Here is a 19,025-nt window from a genome sequence, read left to right as displayed (position 1 = left end):
GCTTATTTCCGGCGTTGCGTTTCCGGCGACGCAGATCAGCGGCTTCCCGATTCTGTCCGTAGTCGGCTTCATCGTCATGTTCGCCGGTGTGGTGTTTGCCATCACGGGCCCTCGGGTGAGCGGCGGGCGTGATCGCTCGGGTGCCGAGCCAGGCGCACCCAGGCAGAAGCGTCCGAAGGGCGCCGGCGGCTCGTTCACCAGCCGCATGGAGGACCGGTTCCGCCGCCGCTTCGACGAATAAGTCCACTCGACCCAGTGGGGTAGCCCAATAGGGGCTACCCCATTTTTTGTGTGCGCCGCGCCGCGTGTCTCCCCACATCTCCCCACCACCCTGGACCGGGCCGGTTACCTGCAGTTTTAGGTGATTTGGCTGGTGAGCAGGCCTGGGGGCGGGTGCAAAAAACCAAGGTCCGGGGGGTGTGGTGGGGACTTGCCTCAAACTTTTGCTGTCAAATGGCGCGTTGTGGGGGATTGTGGGGTAAAGTGGCGGCAACGGAGCGACCGGGGCTCCGGAGTGGCAGGGAGGTGGCCTGATGTTTCTGGGCACCTACACGCCGAAGCTCGACGACAAGGGGCGGCTCACGCTGCCCGCCAAGTTCCGCGATGCACTGGCAGGAGGGTTGATGGTGACGAAGAGCCAAGACCACAGCCTCGCTGTGTATCCGAGGGACGAGTTCGAGAAGTTGGCCCGACGGGCGTCGCAGGCGTCGCGAAGCAATCCGGAGGCTCGCGCATTCCTGCGAAATCTGGCTGCCGCCACCGACGAACAGCATCCCGATGGGCAGGGCCGGATCACACTGTCGGCCGATCACCGCCGCTACGCCAACCTGTCCAAGGAGTGCGTGGTGATCGGATCGGTTGACTACCTGGAGATCTGGGACGCCCAAGCATGGCAGTCCTATCAGCAGACCCACGAAGAGAACTTCTCCGCGGCCACCGATGAAGCTCTACACGACATCATCTGACGCGGAGGTTGATCCGGCCGCTGGTCGGCACGTTGCCCGTGCATCGTGGCCTCTGCCCGAACCGGCCCTGGCGTACTTCCCCAACGCCAGGTCTGGACTCTCGGGCAGGGACCTCGATGCAGGGGCGCTGGACGGAGACGTTGCCATGGCCCCAGATCGTCCGCACATCCCAGTGCTACTCGACCGCTGTGTTGAGCTACTGAAGCCGGCGCTTACCCGCCAGCACCCCGACGGCACCGGCGCCGTCCTCATCGACGCCACGCTCGGCGCCGGTGGCCATGCCGAACGCTTCCTCACGGAATTTGTCGGGCTGCGGTTGATCGGACTGGATCGCGATCCCGACGCGCTGTGGATCGCCGGCGAGCGACTCTCGGAGTTCGGCGACCGCGTGATGCTGGTACGCACCCGCTACGACGGCATCGAGGGCGTGCTGGCCGAGACCGGCTACTGGGCAGACAAAGTCGACGGCATCCTTTTCGACCTCGGTGTGTCGTCGATGCAGTTGGACCGCACCGAACGCGGCTTTTCCTACGCGGCTGACGCGCCGCTGGACATGCGCATGGATCCCGACGCGGCCCTGACCGCCGCCGACGTGATCAACACCTACGACGAGCGGGCGCTCGCACGCGTCTTGCGCGAGTTCGGTGAGGAGCGGTTCGCGAGCCGCATCGCCGCCCAGATCGTTCGCCGCCGCGCCCGTAAGCCTTTCGCCACCACCGGCGAACTGGTGGAGCTGCTATATGAGGCCATCCCCGCACCGGCGCGCCGCACCGGCGGGCATCCGGCCAAGCGCACCTTCCAGGCGCTGCGCATCGCCGTCAACGGCGAGTTGGACTCGCTGCGGGACGCCCTGCCCGCGGCACTGGGTGCGCTGACGCCTGGCGGGCGAATCGTGGTGATGGCCTACCAGTCCCTGGAAGACCGTATCGTCAAGAACAAGTTCGCCGCAGTGACGGCCTCCCGCACTCCACCCGGCCTCCCGGTCGAATTGCCCGGGCACGAACCGGAATTCGTCGCCTTGACCCGCGGTGCCGAACGCGCGGGCGCCGAGGAGATCGAGCTCAATCCACGTAGCGCGTCTGTGCGGCTACGGGCACTGGAGAAGGTTGGGGGATGACCATGAAGGCCAAGCGACCCGCAGCGGTGCGCGGTGGTGACGAGCCACGGCGCAGCCGAAACGGTGATGCGCCGGCGCGCAGGCGCAAGCCGACGCGCGAACAGCGTCCGCAGCGTTCGGCACCGCAGACCAATCCGATACCGCGGCCGGTCGACGCGCCGGCAAGGCCTAAGAACGCCAGTCAGGCGAAGGCCAGGGCGAAGGCGCGAAAGGCCAAGGCGCCCAAGGTTGTCCGCCCGCCACTTCGCGAGCGGATCATCGTCAGGCTGGCGTCGGTCGATCTGAACCCTCGCACGCTCGTCGCGAGGGTGCCATTCGTTGTCCTTGTCATCGGGTCACTGGGCATGGGGCTCGGGGTCACTTTGTGGCTCTCGACCGACGCTGCCGAGCGCTCCTATCAGCTGGGCAGTGCCCGCGAGACGAATCAGGCGCTGCTGCAGCAGAAGGAAGCGCTCGAACGCGACGTGCTGGAGGCCCAGGCCGCTCCCGCGCTTGCCGAGGCGGCCCGCGACCTCGGCATGATTCCGTCCCGCGACACCGCGCATCTGGTGCAGGATCCCGCGGGTAACTGGGTCGTGATCGGCACACCCAAACCGGCCGAAGGCGTTCCGCCGCCGCCGCTGAACACCCCGCTGCCCGAGGAAGGTCCGCCTGCGCCGCCTCCGCCTCCCGCGCCACGGGTCGTGGAACCGCGCGAGGTCACTGTCCGGGTTCCGCCGAGGACGACGACACCGCCGGTTCCGGCGGCGCCCGTCGTGCCGGCCGTGCCGCTGGGGGCGCCGCCGATCGCCGAGGTGCCACACGCCGTCGGCGCACAGACGCCTGCGCTCGGCCCCGCCGAGCCGCCCGCCGCACCTCTGGCGCCGCTGGTGCCCCTCGCACCGCCTGCCGAGCAGCCGATAGCCCCGCTGGCCGGCCAGCCGATCGCGCCGCCCGTATGAGCCGCGGCGATTCTCGGAGTCGTCGCGACGCCAAGCCGAAGACCCGCGCGAAGGCCCGCAAGGTTGCCCAACCGCAGGAGCGGTCGGCGCGCGCTCGCCGGACGCGTGTGGCGGCAACCGAAAATGGTTTGCGCAGTGCGTCGTTCGTGTTCCGGCATCGCACAGGCAACGCCGTCATCTTCGTGCTGTTGATCGTGGCCGCGGCTCAGCTGTTCAATCTGCAGGTGCCGCGCGCGGCCGGCTTGCGTGCCGAGGCAGCTGGCCAGCTCAAGGTCACCGACGTCGAGAAGGCAGTGCGCGGCGCCATCGTCGACCGCAACAGCGACAAGCTCGCATTCACCATCGAGGCCCGCGCGCTGACGTTCCAGCCGGTCAAGGTCCGCAAGCAACTGAGCGACGCAAGGACGAAATCCCCTGAGGCGCCGGACCCGGACCGGCGGCTGCGTGAGATCGCCGCCGAGGTCGCCCTGCGACTGAACAACAAACCCGACGCCGCCGCCGTGCTGAAGAAGCTCAGAAGCAATGAGTCGTTCGTCTACCTGGCCCGCGCCGTCGACCCGGCCATCGCCGACGCCATCACGACCAAGTTCGGTGAAGTCGGATCCGAGCGCCAAGATCTGCGGCAGTATCCCGGCGGATCGCTGGCCGCCAACGTCGTCGGCGGCATCGACTGGGACGGTCACGGCCTTCTGGGACTTGAGGATTCGCTCGACGCCGTGCTAGCCGGAACCGACGGCTCGATCACCTACGACCGCGGCTCCGACGGTGTGGTGATTCCGGGCAGCTACCGCAACCGGCACGATGCCGTCAACGGTTCCACTGTGATGCTGACCATCGACGACGACATCCAGTTCTATGTACAGCAGCAAGTCCAGCAGGCCAAGAACCTGTCAGGCGCCAAGAACGTGTCCGCCGTCGTGCTCGACGCGAAATCCGGTGAAGTCCTTGCGATGGCCAACGACAACACCTTCGACCCCGCGCAGGACATCAGCCGCCAATCCGATCGCGAACTCGGCAACCCCGCGGTGTCGTCGCCGTTCGAGCCCGGCTCGGTCAACAAGATCATCACCGCCGCGTCGGTCATCGAGTACGGCCTGTCCAATCCCGATGAGGTGTTACACGTTCCGGGATCGATCGACATGGGCGGGGTGACCGTCAGCGATGCGTGGGAACACGGCACCATGCCGTACACCACGACCGGCATCTTCGGAAAGTCCTCGAACGTCGGCACGCTCATGCTTGCCCAGCGGCTGGGACCTGAACGCTTCGCCGAGATGGTGCGCAAGTTCGGCCTCGGCCAGCGCACCGGCGTCGGGCTGCCTGGCGAGAGCGCAGGACTGGTCCCGCCGATCGACCAGTGGTCGGGCAGCACGTTCTCCAACCTGCCTATCGGCCAAGGTCTTTCGATGACGCTGCTGCAGATGACCGGCATGTACCAGACCATCGCCAACGACGGCGTGCGCATCCCGCCACGCATCGTCAAGACCACCATCGCCCCGGACGGCACCCGCACCGACGAGCCTCGCCCCGAAGGCGTGCAGGTGGTTTCGTCGCAGACCGCGCAGACGGTGCGGCAGATGCTGCGGGGGACGGTGCAACGGGATCCGAGGGGCGATCAGCAGGGCACGGGGTCGCAGGCCGCGGTCGAGGGATATCAGATCTCCGGCAAGACGGGTACCGCTCAGCAGATCAACCCTGGCTGCGGCTGCTACTACGACGAGGTCTACTGGATCACCTTCGCCGGCATCGCCACAACCGACGATCCTCGTTACGTCGTCGGGGTCATGATGGACAACCCCGCGCGCACGGCCGACGGCCAGCCAGGGACGACGGCGGCACCGCTGTTCCACAACATCACGTCCTGGCTGCTTCAGCGGGAGAACGTGCCGCTCTCGCCTGATCCCGGTCCGCCGCTGACGCTGCAAGCGGGCTGAGCCGGACGGCCGCCTGACGGCCGGCCGGTACTGTGTGTTCGCCATGAACCTGCGTCCCAGCCACCCTGTCGGCCACCCGCTGCGGCCGCTGGCCGAGCAGGTGGGCGCGGTGCCGGCAGCGGGCGCCGTCGTGCCTGACATCCGGATTACCGGGGTGACGCTGCGCGGCCAGGACGTACAGGCGGGCGACGTGTTCGCGGCGCTGGCGGGTTCGTCGTCGCACGGCGGTCGCTACGTCGGCGAGGCGGTGGCGCGCGGCGCGGCGGCGGTGCTCACCGACGCCGCCGGCGCGGCCCTCGTGGATCGCGGCCTCGACGTCCCGGTGCTCATCCATCCGGACCCGCGTTCGGTGCTTGGCGACCTGGCCGCCACGGTCTACGGCCGCCCATCGGACAAACTTCGGGTCATCGGTGTGACCGGCACGTCCGGCAAGACCACGACCACGTATCTGGTCGAAGCCGGGTTGCGGTCCGCGGAGCGGGTGCCCGGTCTGATCGGCACGGTGGGCATCCGGATCGACGGACGCGACGAGCCCAGCGCGCTGACGACGCCGGAGGCGCCCGACCTGCAGGCTCTGCTGGCGTCGATGCTCGAGCAGGGCGTCGACACCGTGGTGATGGAGGTCTCCAGCCATGCGCTCACCCTCGGTCGGGTCGACGGAGTGAACTTCGCGGTCGGCGGCTTCACCAATCTTTCACGCGATCATCTGGACTTCCATCCGACGATGGAGGACTACTTCGACGCCAAGGCCCGCCTGTTCGATCCCCAATCCCCAACGCATGCAAGCGTTTCCGTGATCTGCATCGACGACGACGCTGGCCGGGCCATGGCGGCCCTCGCGCACGGCCCGGTGTCGGTGAGCGTGACCGGCCGCGATGCCGACTGGCGGGTGGAGAACGTCCGCACTGTCGAGCGCGGTGCCCAGGAGTTCTTTGCAGTCGACCCCGCCGGCGTGCATCACGGGCTGCGGATCGGGTTGCCCGGCCGCTTCAACGTCGCCAACTGTCTGCTGGCGGCCGCGCTGCTCGATGTCGTCGGGGTTTCACCCGAGCAGGCGACTCCCGGGCTGCGCAACGCGACCGTCCCCGGCCGGCTGGAACCTATCGACCGCGGGCAGGGTTTTCTCGCGCTGGTCGACTACGCGCACAAACCGGGCGCGCTGCGGGCGGTCCTTGAGACGCTGCGCGGGCAGATCACGGCGGGAAGGCTCGCGGTGGTGTTCGGGGCGGGCGGCAACCGAGACCCGGGTAAGCGCGAACCGATGGGCCGTGTCGCCGCCGAGTTGGCCGACCTGGTCGTGGTGACCGACGACAATCCGCGCGACGAGGATCCCGCCGCCATCAGGTCCGCGATCATGGGCGGTACGGTGAACGGCCGCGCGCAGGTCGTCGAGATCGGCGACCGGCGCGAGGCCATCGACTACGCGGTCGCGTGGGCACGCCACGGCGATGTGGTGCTCATCGCGGGCAAGGGCCACGAGGCGGGCCAGACCAGCCACGGCCAAACCCGGCCGTTCGACGACCGAGTCGAGCTCGCTCAATCTCTCGAGGCGTTGGGACATCGCACATGATCGACCTGTCCGTCGCCCAGATCGCCGACATCGTCGGCGGTGAACTGGCCGACATCTCACCGGAAGACGCAGCCGGCACCCGGGTTACGGGGACGGTCGAGTTCGACTCGCGCGCCGTCACTCCCGGCGGTCTGTTCCTCGCCCTTCCCGGTGCCCGTTCGGACGGCCACGATTTCGCCACCGCTGCGGTGGGTGCGGGCGCGGTCGCGGTGCTCGCGGCGCGGCCGGTCGGCGTGCCGGCAATCGTGGTGCCACCCGCGGCTGGTGCGGACGCGGCGGCCAGCGTCCTCGAGCACGACACCGACGGCGCGGGGGCCGCGGTGCTGGCCGCGCTGGCGCGGCTGGCCGCTGCCGTCGCCGCCGAACTGGTGAAGGGCGGGCTGACGATCGTCGGCGTCACCGGCTCCTCTGGCAAGACGTCCACCAAGGATCTGCTGGCCGCGGTGCTCGCACCGCTTGGCGAGGTGATCGCGCCGCCCGGCTCCTTCAACAACGAACTCGGCCACCCGTGGACGGTGTTGCGCGCAAGCGAGTCCACCGACTACCTGGTCTTGGAGATGTCGGCGCGCCACCCAGGCAACATCGCCTCGTTGGCGGCCATCGCCCCGCCGTCGATCGCGGTGGTGCTCAACGTCGGCACGGCTCACTTGGGCGAATTCGGTTCGCGCGAAGCCATCGCTGCGACGAAAACCGAACTGCCCCAAGCGGTTCCATCGTCCGGCGTGGTGATCCTCAACGTCGACGACACCGCGGTGGCGGCGATGGCCGGCCAGACGGCCGCGCGGGTGGTGCGGGTGTCGCGGTCGGAAGGCGCCGATATCTGGGCTGGACCCGTCACGCTGGACGAGCTCGCAAGGCCGCGGTTCGCGCTGCATGCCGGGGCCAACCAGGTCGACGTCGCACTGGCGGTGCACGGCGAGCACCAGGTGTCCAACGCGTTGTGTGCGGCCGCGGTCGCGCTGGAATGCGGCGCCGGACTCGAGCAGGTGGCCGCTGCGCTGGCCGGCGCCGGTCCGGTGTCCAAGAACCGCATGCAGGTCACCACCCGCAGTGACGGCGTCACCGTCATCAACGACGCCTACAACGCCAACCCCGACTCCATGCGCGCCGGGCTGAAAGCGCTGGCCGTCATCGCCCGAGAGGGCAGCACCCGGCGGCGCAGCTGGGCGGTGCTCGGCGAGATGGCCGAGCTGGGAGACGACGCGATATCCGAACATGACCACATCGGCCGGCTCGCGGTGCGCTTAGATGTGTCACGACTCATCGTCGTGGGAACCGGGAGGGCTATGAGTGCCATGCACCACGGGGCGGTGATGGAGGGCTCGTGGGGATCAGAGGCCACCATGTTGCCCGATGCTGACGCCGCGCTGACGTTGCTGCGGGAGGAGCTGCGGGCAGGTGACGTGGTCCTGGTGAAAGCCTCGAACGCCGCCGGGCTTGGCGAGCTGGCCGATGCGCTGCTCGCCGAGGATGGAGCCATGCGCGGATGAGACAGATCCTCCTCGCCGTCGGTATCGCGCTGACGGTCTCGATCCTGCTCACCCCGGTGCTGATCCGGCTCTTCACCCGTCAGGGTTTCGGTCATGAGATTCGCGAGGACGGGCCGCCGAGTCACCACAAGAAGCGCGGAACGCCGTCGATGGGCGGCGTGGCGATTCTGGCCGGAATCTGGGCCAGCTATCTCGGCACGCATCTCGTCGGAGTGGTGATGGACGGTCGTGGGCCGTCGGCGTCGGGTCTGCTGGTGCTGGGACTTGCCACCGCATTGGGCGCGGTCGGCTTCATCGACGACCTGATCAAGATCCGCCGCGCGCGCAACCTCGGTCTGAACAAGACCGCCAAGACCGTTGGCCAGATAACCGCCGCGGTCGTATTCGGCATTCTGGCCCTGCAGTTCCGCAACGCCGACGGGATAACCCCTGGCAGCCCTGAACTGTCCTACGTCCGCGAAATCGCCACCGTCACACTGCCGCCCGCGCTCTTTGTGCTGTTCTGCATCACGATCGTCTACGCGTGGTCCAACGCGGTGAACTTCACCGACGGCCTTGACGGCCTTGCCGCAGGAGCCATGGCGATGGTCTGCGCGGCCTATGTGCTGATCACCTTCTGGCAGTTCCGCAACGAGTGCGCGGTCAGCCCCGGGCTTGGCTGCTACAACGTGCGCGATCCACTGGACCTGGCGATCATCGCGGCGGCGACCGCGGGGGCCTGCATCGGCTTCCTGTGGTGGAATGCCGCGCCCGCCAAGATCTTCATGGGCGACACCGGCTCACTTGCGCTTGGCGGCATCATCGCCGGGCTGTCGGTGACCAGCCGCACCGAAATGCTCGCGGTGGTGCTGGGCGCGCTGTTCGTCGCCGAAGTGACCTCAGTCGTCGTGCAGATCATGGCGTTTCGCACCACCGGACGCCGGGTGTTCCGGATGGCGCCCTTCCATCACCATTTCGAACTCGTGGGCTGGGCCGAGACGACGGTCATCATCCGGTTCTGGTTGCTCACCGCCATTGCGTGCGGACTCGGCGTCGCGCTTTTCTACAGCGAGTGGCTGACCACCGTCGGTGCCTGAGGTGAGCGACCTTTCGCCGTTGGCGCCCGGGGCGCGTGTGCTGGTGACCGGCGCCGGGCTCACGGGTCGCGCGGCGAGCGCCGCGCTGGAGCCGACGGGTGTGCGGTTGACGATCTGTGACGACGACCCCTTGGCGCTGCAGCGGCTGATCACCCCGGCGTCTGTTGTCACCACCGCCGACGCGCAAGCTCACATCGCCGACTACGACCTCGTCATCACCAGTCCCGGCTTCGCGCCGACAACGCCAGTGCTGGCCGCCGCTGCGGCGGCCGGTGTGCCGATTTGGGGCGACGTCGAATTGGCTTGGCGGTTGGACAATTCCGGCCGCTACGGGCCGCCGCGGCGCTGGCTCGTCGTCACCGGAACCAACGGCAAGACCACCACGACGTCGATGCTGCACGCCATGCTGACCGCCGACGGACGCCGGGCAGCGCTCTGCGGGAACATCGGCAACCCGGTGCTCGATGTGCTCGCCGAACCGTCCGACATTCTGGCGGTCGAACTTTCGAGTTTTCAGTTGCACTGGGCGCCGTCGCTGCGCCCGGAGGCGGGGGTGGTGCTCAACGTCGCCGAAGACCACCTCGACTGGCACGGCACGCTGGCGAACTATGCGCGCGACAAGGCCCGGGCGTTGAACGGCAGGGTCGCGGTCGTCGGGCTCGACGACCCGCTCGCGGCAGGGCTGCTCTACAGCGCGCCCGCGCCCGTGCGCGTCGGTTTCCGGCTGGGTGAACCGGCGGCAGGTGAACTCGGCGTACGCGATGGTGTGCTCGTCGACAACGCGTTCGGCAACGACGTCGCGTTGGCCCAGGCGGCGTCGATTCCGGTGGCCGGTCCGGTTGGCGTGCTCAACGCGCTGGCCGCCGCAGCGCTGGCCCGTGCCGTCGACGTTGCGCCAGCGGCCATCGCGGAGGCGATCGCCGGCTTCCAGCTCGGCAGGCACCGCGCAGAGGTGGTCGCGGTGGCTGACGGGGTCACGTACGTCGACGACTCGAAGGCCACCAACCCGCACGCCGCGCAAGCATCGATCTCCGCATATCCGCGGGTGGTGTGGATCGCCGGCGGCCTTCTCAAGGGCGCCTCGGTCGCCGAACTCGTAGGACAGGTGGCGAATCGGCTGGTGGGAGCCGTTTTGATCGGACGCGATCGGTCGCTGATCGCCGACGCGTTATCGCGACACGCCCCGGATGTCCCCGTCGTCGAGCTTGTGACGGGGGAGGATTCTGGGGTGCTTGGGAAAATTGAGTCAACTGAGTCTGCTGTGAATCATGTGACTCGAGTGATCGACGTTGGCGGCCGCGACGTCGGCGATGCGGTCATGTCGGCCGTCGTCGACGCGGCCCGCGGGTTGGCCGGGCCGGGCGACACCGTGCTGCTGGCTCCGGCCGGTGCGTCCTTCGACCAGTTCAGCAGCTACGGCCACCGCGGCGATGCGTTCGCCTCGGCCGTGCGCGCCGCAACCCGGTAGCCGCCGTGAGCAACATCCTGACCCGGTTGAGGTACCGGAGAACCAATGCGGCCGCCGAGTCACCGACCGACGACAAGGCCGAGGCCGCGCGCGGTCCGCGCACCCGCTTCGGCGCGTGGCTGGGCCGGCCGATGACGTCATTTCACCTCATCATCGCGGTCGCCGCCCTGCTCACCTCGCTCGGTTTGATCATGGTGCTGTCCGCCTCCGGCGTTTACTCCTACGACCAGGACGGCTCGCCGTGGGTGGTCTTCGCCAAGCAGGTGCTTTGGACGATGGTCGGGCTGGTCGCGTTCTACATCGCGCTGCGGATGCCGGTGCAACTCATGCGCAGCCTGGCGTTCTCCGGCTTCGCCCTCACGATCGTCCTGCTGGTCCTGGTGCTGATCCCGGGAATTGGTAAGGAGGCCAACGGGTCTCGCGGCTGGTTCGTGGTGGCAGGGTTCTCGATGCAGCCCTCCGAACTGGCCAAGATCGCATTCGCCATCTGGGGTGCGCACCTGCTTGCGGCGCGGCGCCTTGAGCACGCGTCGCTGCGGGAAATGCTGATCCCGCTGGTGCCGGCGGCGGTCATCGCGCTGGCGCTCATCGTCGCCCAGCCCGACCTGGGGCAGACGGTTTCGCTGGGCATCATCCTGCTCGGCCTGCTCTGGTACGCGGGCCTGCCGCTGCGGGTGTTCCTTTCATCGTTGGTCGCGGTCGTGATGTCGGCGGCCGTGCTGGCGATGGCCGAGGGCTACCGCTCGGCCCGGGTCCAGTCCTGGCTGAACCCGGGTGCCGACGCGCAGGGTTCCGGTTATCAGGCGCGCCAGGCGCGGTTTGCGCTGGCCAACGGCGGTGTCTTCGGCGACGGGCTGGGCCAGGGCACCGCGAAGTGGAACTATCTGCCCAACGCCCACAACGACTTCATCTTCGCGATCATCGGTGAGGAGCTGGGCTTCGTCGGCGCGGCGGGGCTGCTGTGCCTGTTCGGGCTGTTCGCCTACACCGGGATGCGCATCGCCCGCCGCTCCGCCGACCCGTTCCTGCGACTGCTCACCGCCACCGCGACCCTGTGGATCATGGGCCAGGTGTTCATCAACGTCGGCTATGTCGTCGGCTTGCTTCCCGTCACCGGGCTGCAGCTGCCGTTGATTTCGGCCGGTGGGACATCAACGGCCACAACGCTTTTGATGATCGGCATTATGGCAAACGCGGCGCGGCACGAACCTGAAGCGGTGGCCGCGCTGCGGGCCGGACGTGACGATCGAGTGAACCGGCTGCTTCGGCTGCCACTGCCGGAGCCGTATGTGCCGACCCGAACCGAGGCGCTGCGCGATCGGCTGAGGTCGCGTCCTGACAGTCCGCCTGCCAAACCCGCTCGTAAGGCCGACCGCAAGCCCGTCAGGGATAACAGGCGCAAACCCCATGCGGCCGATCGGCCCGTGCGACGCTCAGGGCATCATGGAGGCCGCAATCAGAAGGGCCGAAGGGCTCGAGAAATGGAAGGTCAGCGTTACGGGTGAGTATTTCGGCCCCCCGGGGGCAGGAGCGGAGCGACCGGGGGATGTCGATTGTCCTTGCGGGTGGCGGTACAGCGGGTCATGTCGAACCCGCGATGGCCGTTGCCGATGCGCTGACCGCGCTCGACCCTGACGTACGGATCACGGCGCTGGGCACCGCGCGTGGATTGGAAACCCGGCTGGTGCCCGAACGCGGATATCACCTCGAGCTGATCACCCCGGTTCCGCTGCCCCGAAAACCATCGGGCGATCTGATCCGGCTGCCGATGCGAGTGCGCCGCGCGGTGCGGCAGACCAGGGCCGTGCTCGACAGCGTCGAAGCCGATGTGGTCGTCGGCTTCGGCGGATACGTCGCCTTGCCTGCCTACCTGGCCGCACGAGGCGGACCGTTGCGGCGACGGGTGCCTGTCGTCGTGCACGAGGCGAACGCAAGCGCGGGCTGGGCCAACCGGGTCGGCGCGCGCTCGGCCCAGCGAGTGCTGGCCGCTGTGGCCGACCCCGGATTGCGCAACGTCGAGGTGGTCGGCGTGCCGGTGCGTGCGGCGATCACCTCCCTGGACCGGATGACGCTGCGGGCCGAGGCGCGGGCCCACTTCGGGTTCGCCGACGACGCACGGGTACTGCTGGTTTTCGGTGGATCCCAGGGCGCCCAGTCGCTGAACCGGGCGGTCGCCGCTGCTGCCAAAGACCTTGCCGCCGCCGGTGTTTCGGTGCTTCACGCCCACGGGCCAAAGAACACCCTCGACTTGCGCGAGCCGGCCGACGGGGATCCACCGTACGTCGCCGTGCCCTACCTTGACCGGATGGATCTGGCTTACGCGGCTGCGGACCTGGCGATCTGCCGCTCCGGCGCGATGACCGTGGCCGAGGTGACCGCTGTGGGACTGCCCGCGGTGTATGTGCCGTTACCCATCGGCAACGGCGAACAACGACTCAACGCGCTGCCGGTCGTCAATGCAGGCGGCGGGCTGATCGTCGATGACGCCGACCTCAACCCATCGTTTGTCGCCGACACCATCACCGACATCCTCAATGACGGCGGCAGGCTGCAGACGATGACGGCGGCAGCCGCACTGGCCGGGCACCGTGACGCCGCACAACGGGTCGCCGAGGTCGCCCTCGACGTCGCTCGCAATTCCCGCGCCGGTCGAAAGCGGTTGCGGTGAACGCGAAGTCACTACCTGACGAACTGCAGCGGGTGCACATGGTTGGCATCGGGGGAGCGGGCATGTCGGGCATCGCCAGAATCCTGCTTGACCGCGGCGGCCTGGTGTCGGGATCGGACGCCAAGGAGTCGCGCGGTGTGGTCGCGCTGCGGGCCCGCGGCGCAGCCATCCGCATCGGGCACGACGAGTCGTCGCTTGACCTGTTGCCCGGCGGGCCGACGGCGGTGGTCACCACCCACGCCGCGATACCCAAGACCAATCCAGAACTGGTCGAGGCGCGGCGGCGCGGCATCCCGGTGATCCTGCGCCCCGTGGTGCTGGCCAAGCTGATGGCTGGGCACACCACGCTGATGGTCACCGGCACCCACGGTAAGACCACCACCACCTCGATGCTGATTGTGGCCCTGCAGCACAGTGGGTTTGACCCGTCGTTCGCGGTCGGCGGCGACCTCGGCGAAGCGGGCACCAACGCGCACCACGGCAGCGGCGACTGCTTTGTTGCCGAGGCTGACGAAAGCGACGGCTCACTGCTGGAGTACGCCCCCGACGTGGCGGTTGTCACCAACATCGAGGCCGACCACCTCGATTTCTACGGCACCGTCGAGGCGTATCGCGCCGTGTTCGACGATTTCGTCGAGCGGCTCAAACCCGGTGGCGCGCTGGTGGTATGCACCGACGACCCCGGCGCGGCCGCGCTAGCCGATCGCGCCGCCGCCCTGGGCATCCGGGTGCTCCGCTACGGCAGCGACGCGGGCCGGCAGCTGGAAGGCAGGCTGCTGAGCTGGGAACAGCACGACACAGGAGCCGTCGCGCATGTTCAACTGGCCGGCGAGCAGCATCCGCGAGTGATGCGGCTCGCGGTGCCCGGCAGGCATATGGCGCTCAATGCATTGGGTGCACTGCTGGCGGCGATTCAGGTCGGAGCGGAGCCCGACACCGTGCTCGACGGCCTGGCCGGGTTTGAGGGCGTGCGTCGCCGCTTGGAGTTAGTGGGCACCGCCAACGGCGTGCGGGTGTTCGACGACTACGCCCACCATCCGACCGAGGTCCGCGTCGAGCTGACCGCATTGCGGACGGTGGTCCAGCAGTCCGGCGGGCAAAGCCGCTCGATAGCGGTGTTTCAGCCGCATTTGTATTCGCGTACAGAGACTTTCGCTCACGAGTTCGGCCTGGCGCTTGACGAGGCCGACGAGGTGTTCGTGCTCGACGTCTACGCGGCACGAGAACAGCCGATCGCGGGGGTGAGCGGGGCGACCGTCGCCGAACACGTGAGCGTTCCCGTGACATATGTGCCAGACTTCTCCGCCGTCGCCCAGAAGGTGGCCGATGCGGCCCAACCCGGTGACGTGGTTGTCACGATGGGCGCGGGTGACGTCACGTTGCTTGGCGCCGAGATACTCACGGCACTGCAGGTGAAGGCGAACCGGAGTTCGCCGGGACGGCCGGGAATGGCGCGATGACCGAGCCGGGCGACGTCGACGATTCCGAAGCAGTTCCCGAAGCGCCTGCGGAAACGGCACTGCCCGCCGCTACCGAAGACTACGAGGGACCGAGACGGCGGGCACGCCGCGAACGTGAGGAACGCCGAGCCGCCCAGGCTCGCGCCACCTCCATCGAGCACGCGCGCCGCGAGGCCAAGCGCCGCGCGTCCGGTACACCGGCCGATGACACGAAAAAGCTTGGCCGCGGCACGGTTCGGGGCCTGAAGGTGCTGATGTGGACGGCACTGCTCAGCGTGGTGGTCGTCGGTCTCGGGCTGCTGCTGTACTTCACGCCGATCATGTCGGCGCGCAATGTCGTCGTCGTCGGGCTCGGTGCGGTGTCGCAGGAAGAGGTCGTGGCCTCGGCCGCGGTGAAATCGGGGACGCCGCTGCTGCAGGTCGACACCGACGCCGTCGCCGAGCGGGTGGCGGCGATCAGGCGCGTGGCCAGCGCCCGAGTCCAGCGGCAGTATCCGTCGACGCTGCGAATCACGGTCATCGAGCGGCTACCGGTGGTGGTCAAGGACTATCCGGACGGTCCGCATCTGTTCGACCGCGACGGCGTGGATTTCGCGACCGCGCCGGCACCGCCTGGCGTGCCGTTCCTCGAGGTCGAAAATCCCGGGCCAAGTGATCCGGCGACCAGAGCCGCACTCCAGGTGATGACGTCGCTTCGGCCCGAGGTGGCAGGCCAGGTCGGCCTCATCTCGGCACCGTCGGTCGCCGCGATCACGCTGACGTTGACCGATGGTCGGGTGGTGGTGTGGGGGACGACGGACCGTACCGAGGAGAAGGCACTCAAACTCGGGGCGCTGCTCACCCAGCCTGGCCAGACCTACGACGTGTCCAGTCCGGATTTGCCGACGGTCAAATAGATATAGGCGCCCAGAAAACCCAGAAATTCTTGACGTGCGCGTCGGCGCGCCTGCATGGATACCTTGCGGCCTCGCCCTACCGTTCTGGTTGCGCGGAATAACTTGACATAACTATAACCCTCTGGTTGAGGTTGAGAGTTTGCCAAGGCCCCGCACACCGACAGGCAATCTGGGAGGAAGGGCGATCGCGATGACCCCCCCGCATAACTACCTCGCCGTGATCAAGGTGGTCGGCATCGGCGGCGGCGGCGTCAACGCCGTCAACCGGATGATCGAGCAGGGCCTCAAGGGCGTCGAGTTCATCGCCATCAACACCGACGCGCAGGCGCTGCTGATGAGTGATGCCGACGTCAAGCTCGACGTGGGCCGTGACTCCACCCGCGGACTTGGCGCCGGCGCCGACCCCGAGGTCGGGCGCAAGGCGGCCGAGGACGCCAAGGACGACATCGAGGAGCTGCTGCGCGGCGCCGACATGGTGTTCGTCACCGCAGGTGAAGGCGGCGGAACCGGCACCGGCGGCGCACCCGTCGTCGCGACCATCGCGCGCAAGCTCGGCGCGCTGACCGTCGGTGTGGTGACCCGGCCGTTCTCCTTCGAAGGCAAGCGCCGAAGCAATCAGGCCGAGAACGGGATCACCTCGCTGCGGGAAAGCTGCGACACCCTGATCGTCATCCCCAACGACCGGCTGCTGCAGATGGGCGATGCCGCGGTGTCGTTGATGGACGCCTTCCGCAGCGCCGACGAGGTACTGCTCAACGGCGTGCAGGGCATCACCGATCTGATCACGACGCCTGGTCTGATCAACGTCGACTTCGCCGATGTCAAGGGCATCATGAGCGGAGCGGGCACCGCGCTGATGGGCATCGGCTCGGCGCGCGGCGACGGCAGGGCGTTGAAGGCCGCCGAGATCGCGATCAACTCGCCGCTGCTGGAGGCCTCGATGGAAGGCGCCCAGGGCGTGCTGATGTCGATCGCCGGCGGCAGCGATCTCGGTCTGTTCGAGATCAACGAAGCCGCATCGCTGGTGCAGGAGGCTGCGCACGCCGAGGCCAACATCATCTTCGGCACGGTCATCGACGACTCGCTCGGTGACGAGGTCCGCGTCACGGTGATCGCCGCGGGCTTCGATGCCAGCGGGCCGGGGCGAAAGCCCGTGGTCGGCGCCGCAGGGCAGCCGACCATCGAATCGGGGCGCGCGGGCAAGGTGACCTCCACGCTGTTCGAGCCGGCCGATGCGGCAAGCGTGCCGGTGCACACGAACGGCGCGACCGTCAGCATCGGCGGTGACGACGACGATGATGTCGACGTGCCGCCCTTCATGCGCCACTGACATCCCGGCAATACTGGCGACCGTGACGGTTCGCATACGGCGCGTGACGACCACCCGCGCCGGCGGCGTCTCCGCGCCGCCGTTTGACACGTTCAATCTCGGCGACCACGTCGGCGACGATCCGGCCGCCGTCGCCGCCAACCGAAAGCGGCTGGCCGCCGCGATCGGGCTGGGCGAGGACGGTGTGGTCTGGATGAACCAGGTGCACGGCGACCATGTGGTGGTCGTCGACGGGCCGCAAGCGCAGACCGTCGACAATACGGATGCATTGGTGACCACCACACCGCGTTTGGCTTTGGCGGTGGTGACCGCTGATTGTGTCCCGGTATTAATGGCCGACGGACGCGCAGGTGTGGTCGCGGCGGTGCACGCTGGGCGGGTCGGCGCGCAAAACGGCATCGTGGTCCGCGCGGTCGAGGCGATGTTGGCAGCAGGTGCGCACGCTGAGGACATCTCGGTGCTGCTCGGCCCTGCGGTCAGCGGGCGCAACTACGAGGTTCCCGCCGCAATGGCCGCCGAGGTGGAGGCGGCGTTGCCCGGTAGTCGCACGAAGTCCTCGCGCGGCACGCCGGCACTGGATTTACGCGCCGGAATCGCCAGGCAATTAACGGATTTGGGCGTCGCGGCCATCGACGTCGACCCGCGCTGCACGGTGGAGGACCGATCGCTGTTCAGTCATCGGCGCGACAACCCGACCGGCCGCCTTGCATCGTTGGTGTGGATGGAATGACCGCCGTGGCGAGAACTCGCGAACTCGAACTGGCCGAGGCGCTGTCGGCCGTCCGGTCCCGGCTGGCGCGCGCTGCAGAGGCCGCCGGGCGCGATGTCGGCGAAATTGAATTACTCCCTATTACGAAATTTTTTCCGGCAAGCGATGTCGTTATTTTGAGCGGTTTAGGATGCGTGGCATTTGGTGAATCCCGCGAACAAGAAGCGTCGAATAAAGCAACCGAAGTCGGCGCATTGTTGCGTCCGCATCCCATTCGCTGGCACATGGTCGGGCGGATCCAGCGCAACAAAGCGCGCTCGATTGCGGGCTGGGCCTACGCGGCTCACTCGGTCGACAGCGCCAAGGTGATCACCGCCCTGGACCGGGCCGCGGGCGACGCGCTGACCGCGGGCCGCCGCGCTGAGCCGCTACAGATCTACATCCAGATCAGCCTCGACGGCGACGAGTTACGGGGTGGCGTCGACATCGGTCAGCCGGACCGCATTGACGAGCTGTGTGCGCGCGCGCATGCCGCCGAGGGATTGCAGTTCGTCGGGTTGATGGCCATCCCGCCGCTCGAGTCCGAACCCGGCCAGGCGTTCGCGCGCCTGGCCGCGGAGCGGGAACGCGTGCAGCGCGACTATCAGCAGCCACTGGGCCTGTCGGCGGGCATGTCCAGCGACCTGGAGATCGCCGTAAAACACGGGTCGACGTGTGTGCGTGTCGGTACCGCGCTAATGGGGCAACGACCGCTAACGTCACCATGAGTAGTCACTCCAGTCACATCTTCATCACAGACACCACAACTTCGGGAAGTGCAGAAGGGTCCTAGCGATGAGCACACTGCATAAGGTCAAGGCCTACTTCGGTATGGCGCCGATGGATGACTACGACGACGAGTACTACGAGGACGACGATCGCAGCGCCTCGCGGGGCTATTCACGGCGTTCTCGCGAAGACCGGTTCGACGACGACGGTTATCCCGATCGGGCTGGTCGCAGTTACGAGGACCGCGAGTACGACGAGCCTCCCGGCTATCGCAGCGGATACCACGACGAAAGTCGTTTCGAACCCAGACCACGAACACCCCGCGAGTTCGACCGGCCGATGCCGCGTCTTGGCGGGCTGCGCGGCTCGACCCGCGGTGCGCTGGCCATGGACCCGCGCCGGATGGCCGAGTTGTTCGAGGCCGGCAGCCCGCTGTCCAAGATCACGACGCTTCGCCCGAAGGACTACAGCGAGGCCCGCACCATCGGCGAGCGGTTCCGTGACGGAACGCCCGTCATCATGGACCTGGTCACCATGGACAACGCCGACGCCAAGCGGCTCGTCGACTTCGCCGCCGGGCTTGCCTTCGCGCTGCGCGGGTCGTTCGACAAGGTGGCGACCAAGGTCTTCCTG

At 68.0% G+C, this 19,025-nt stretch carries 16 protein-coding genes and 1 pseudogene; all 17 read left to right on the top strand.

Annotation, left to right across the window (positions count from 1 at the left end; all coding sequences use genetic code 11):
• Window positions 1-241, top strand: a pseudogene (locus VFH65_RS10650) (hypothetical protein); the annotation flags it as partial.
• Between the two features lie 292 nt (window positions 242-533).
• Complete coding sequence (gene mraZ, locus VFH65_RS10645) at window positions 534-965, top strand: division/cell wall cluster transcriptional repressor MraZ (RefSeq protein ID WP_353321297.1); 432 nt, start codon at window positions 534-536, stop codon at window positions 963-965.
• The gene (gene rsmH / locus VFH65_RS10640; RefSeq protein ID WP_353321295.1) at window positions 940-2,082 is read left to right on the top strand and encodes a 16S rRNA (cytosine(1402)-N(4))-methyltransferase RsmH; all 1,143 of its coding nucleotides are present in this window, start codon (window positions 940-942) and stop codon (window positions 2,080-2,082) included. Before mraZ ends, rsmH begins: the two co-directional genes overlap by 26 nt.
• A gap of 2 nt (window positions 2,083-2,084) precedes the next feature.
• Window positions 2,085-3,023 (top strand): hypothetical protein, encoded by a 939-nt coding sequence (locus VFH65_RS10635; protein ID WP_353321299.1) that lies wholly within the window; start codon window positions 2,085-2,087, stop codon window positions 3,021-3,023.
• Window positions 3,020-4,957: a peptidoglycan D,D-transpeptidase FtsI family protein gene (locus VFH65_RS10630; protein WP_353321293.1), complete on the top strand. Its 1,938-nt coding sequence runs from the start codon at window positions 3,020-3,022 to the stop codon at window positions 4,955-4,957. The genes VFH65_RS10635 and VFH65_RS10630 overlap by 4 nt, the downstream gene beginning before the upstream one ends.
• Window positions 4,958-5,000: 43 nt before the next feature.
• The gene (locus tag VFH65_RS10625) at window positions 5,001-6,527 is read left to right on the top strand and encodes a UDP-N-acetylmuramoyl-L-alanyl-D-glutamate--2,6-diaminopimelate ligase (RefSeq protein ID WP_353321291.1); all 1,527 of its coding nucleotides are present in this window, start codon (window positions 5,001-5,003) and stop codon (window positions 6,525-6,527) included.
• On the top strand, window positions 6,524-8,017 hold the full coding sequence (locus VFH65_RS10620) for a UDP-N-acetylmuramoyl-tripeptide--D-alanyl-D-alanine ligase (RefSeq protein ID WP_353321290.1): 1,494 nt from the start codon (window positions 6,524-6,526) through the stop codon (window positions 8,015-8,017). The genes VFH65_RS10625 and VFH65_RS10620 overlap by 4 nt, the downstream gene beginning before the upstream one ends.
• On the top strand, window positions 8,014-9,093 hold the full coding sequence (mraY, locus tag VFH65_RS10615) for a phospho-N-acetylmuramoyl-pentapeptide-transferase (RefSeq protein WP_353321288.1): 1,080 nt from the start codon (window positions 8,014-8,016) through the stop codon (window positions 9,091-9,093). Before VFH65_RS10620 ends, mraY begins: the two co-directional genes overlap by 4 nt.
• Complete coding sequence (gene murD / locus VFH65_RS10610; protein WP_353321286.1) at window positions 9,086-10,561, top strand: UDP-N-acetylmuramoyl-L-alanine--D-glutamate ligase; 1,476 nt, start codon at window positions 9,086-9,088, stop codon at window positions 10,559-10,561. Before mraY ends, murD begins: the two co-directional genes overlap by 8 nt.
• A gap of 5 nt (window positions 10,562-10,566) precedes the next feature.
• Window positions 10,567-12,066, top strand: a complete 1,500-nt coding sequence (ftsW, locus tag VFH65_RS10605; RefSeq protein ID WP_353321284.1) for a putative lipid II flippase FtsW — start codon at window positions 10,567-10,569, stop codon at window positions 12,064-12,066.
• 41 nt (window positions 12,067-12,107) lie between these two features.
• Window positions 12,108-13,229: an undecaprenyldiphospho-muramoylpentapeptide beta-N-acetylglucosaminyltransferase gene (gene murG, locus VFH65_RS10600; protein ID WP_353321283.1), complete on the top strand. Its 1,122-nt coding sequence runs from the start codon at window positions 12,108-12,110 to the stop codon at window positions 13,227-13,229.
• 38 nt (window positions 13,230-13,267) lie between these two features.
• Complete coding sequence (gene murC / locus VFH65_RS10595) at window positions 13,268-14,689, top strand: UDP-N-acetylmuramate--L-alanine ligase (RefSeq protein WP_414688394.1); 1,422 nt, start codon at window positions 13,268-13,270, stop codon at window positions 14,687-14,689.
• Entirely contained in the window at window positions 14,686-15,585 is a 900-nt protein-coding gene (locus tag VFH65_RS10590; RefSeq protein ID WP_353321279.1) for a cell division protein FtsQ/DivIB, read from the top strand. Before murC ends, VFH65_RS10590 begins: the two co-directional genes overlap by 4 nt.
• Window positions 15,586-15,775: 190 nt before the next feature.
• Window positions 15,776-16,915, top strand: a complete 1,140-nt coding sequence (ftsZ, locus tag VFH65_RS10585) for a cell division protein FtsZ (protein WP_353321277.1) — start codon at window positions 15,776-15,778, stop codon at window positions 16,913-16,915.
• 22 nt (window positions 16,916-16,937) lie between these two features.
• Window positions 16,938-17,645: a peptidoglycan editing factor PgeF gene (gene pgeF / locus VFH65_RS10580; protein ID WP_353321275.1), complete on the top strand. Its 708-nt coding sequence runs from the start codon at window positions 16,938-16,940 to the stop codon at window positions 17,643-17,645.
• Window positions 17,642-18,391: a YggS family pyridoxal phosphate-dependent enzyme gene (locus VFH65_RS10575; RefSeq protein WP_353321273.1), complete on the top strand. Its 750-nt coding sequence runs from the start codon at window positions 17,642-17,644 to the stop codon at window positions 18,389-18,391. The genes pgeF and VFH65_RS10575 overlap by 4 nt, the downstream gene beginning before the upstream one ends.
• 67 nt (window positions 18,392-18,458) lie before the next feature.
• The coding region (locus tag VFH65_RS10570) for a cell division protein SepF (RefSeq protein ID WP_353321272.1) at window positions 18,459-19,025 on the top strand (567 nt) is incomplete at its 3' end.

It is taken from the genome of Mycobacterium sp., assembly GCF_035697385.1.
Classification (GTDB): Bacteria; Actinomycetota; Actinomycetes; order Mycobacteriales; family Mycobacteriaceae; genus Mycobacterium.
This window is presented reverse-complemented; position numbering and strand designations above follow the sequence as displayed.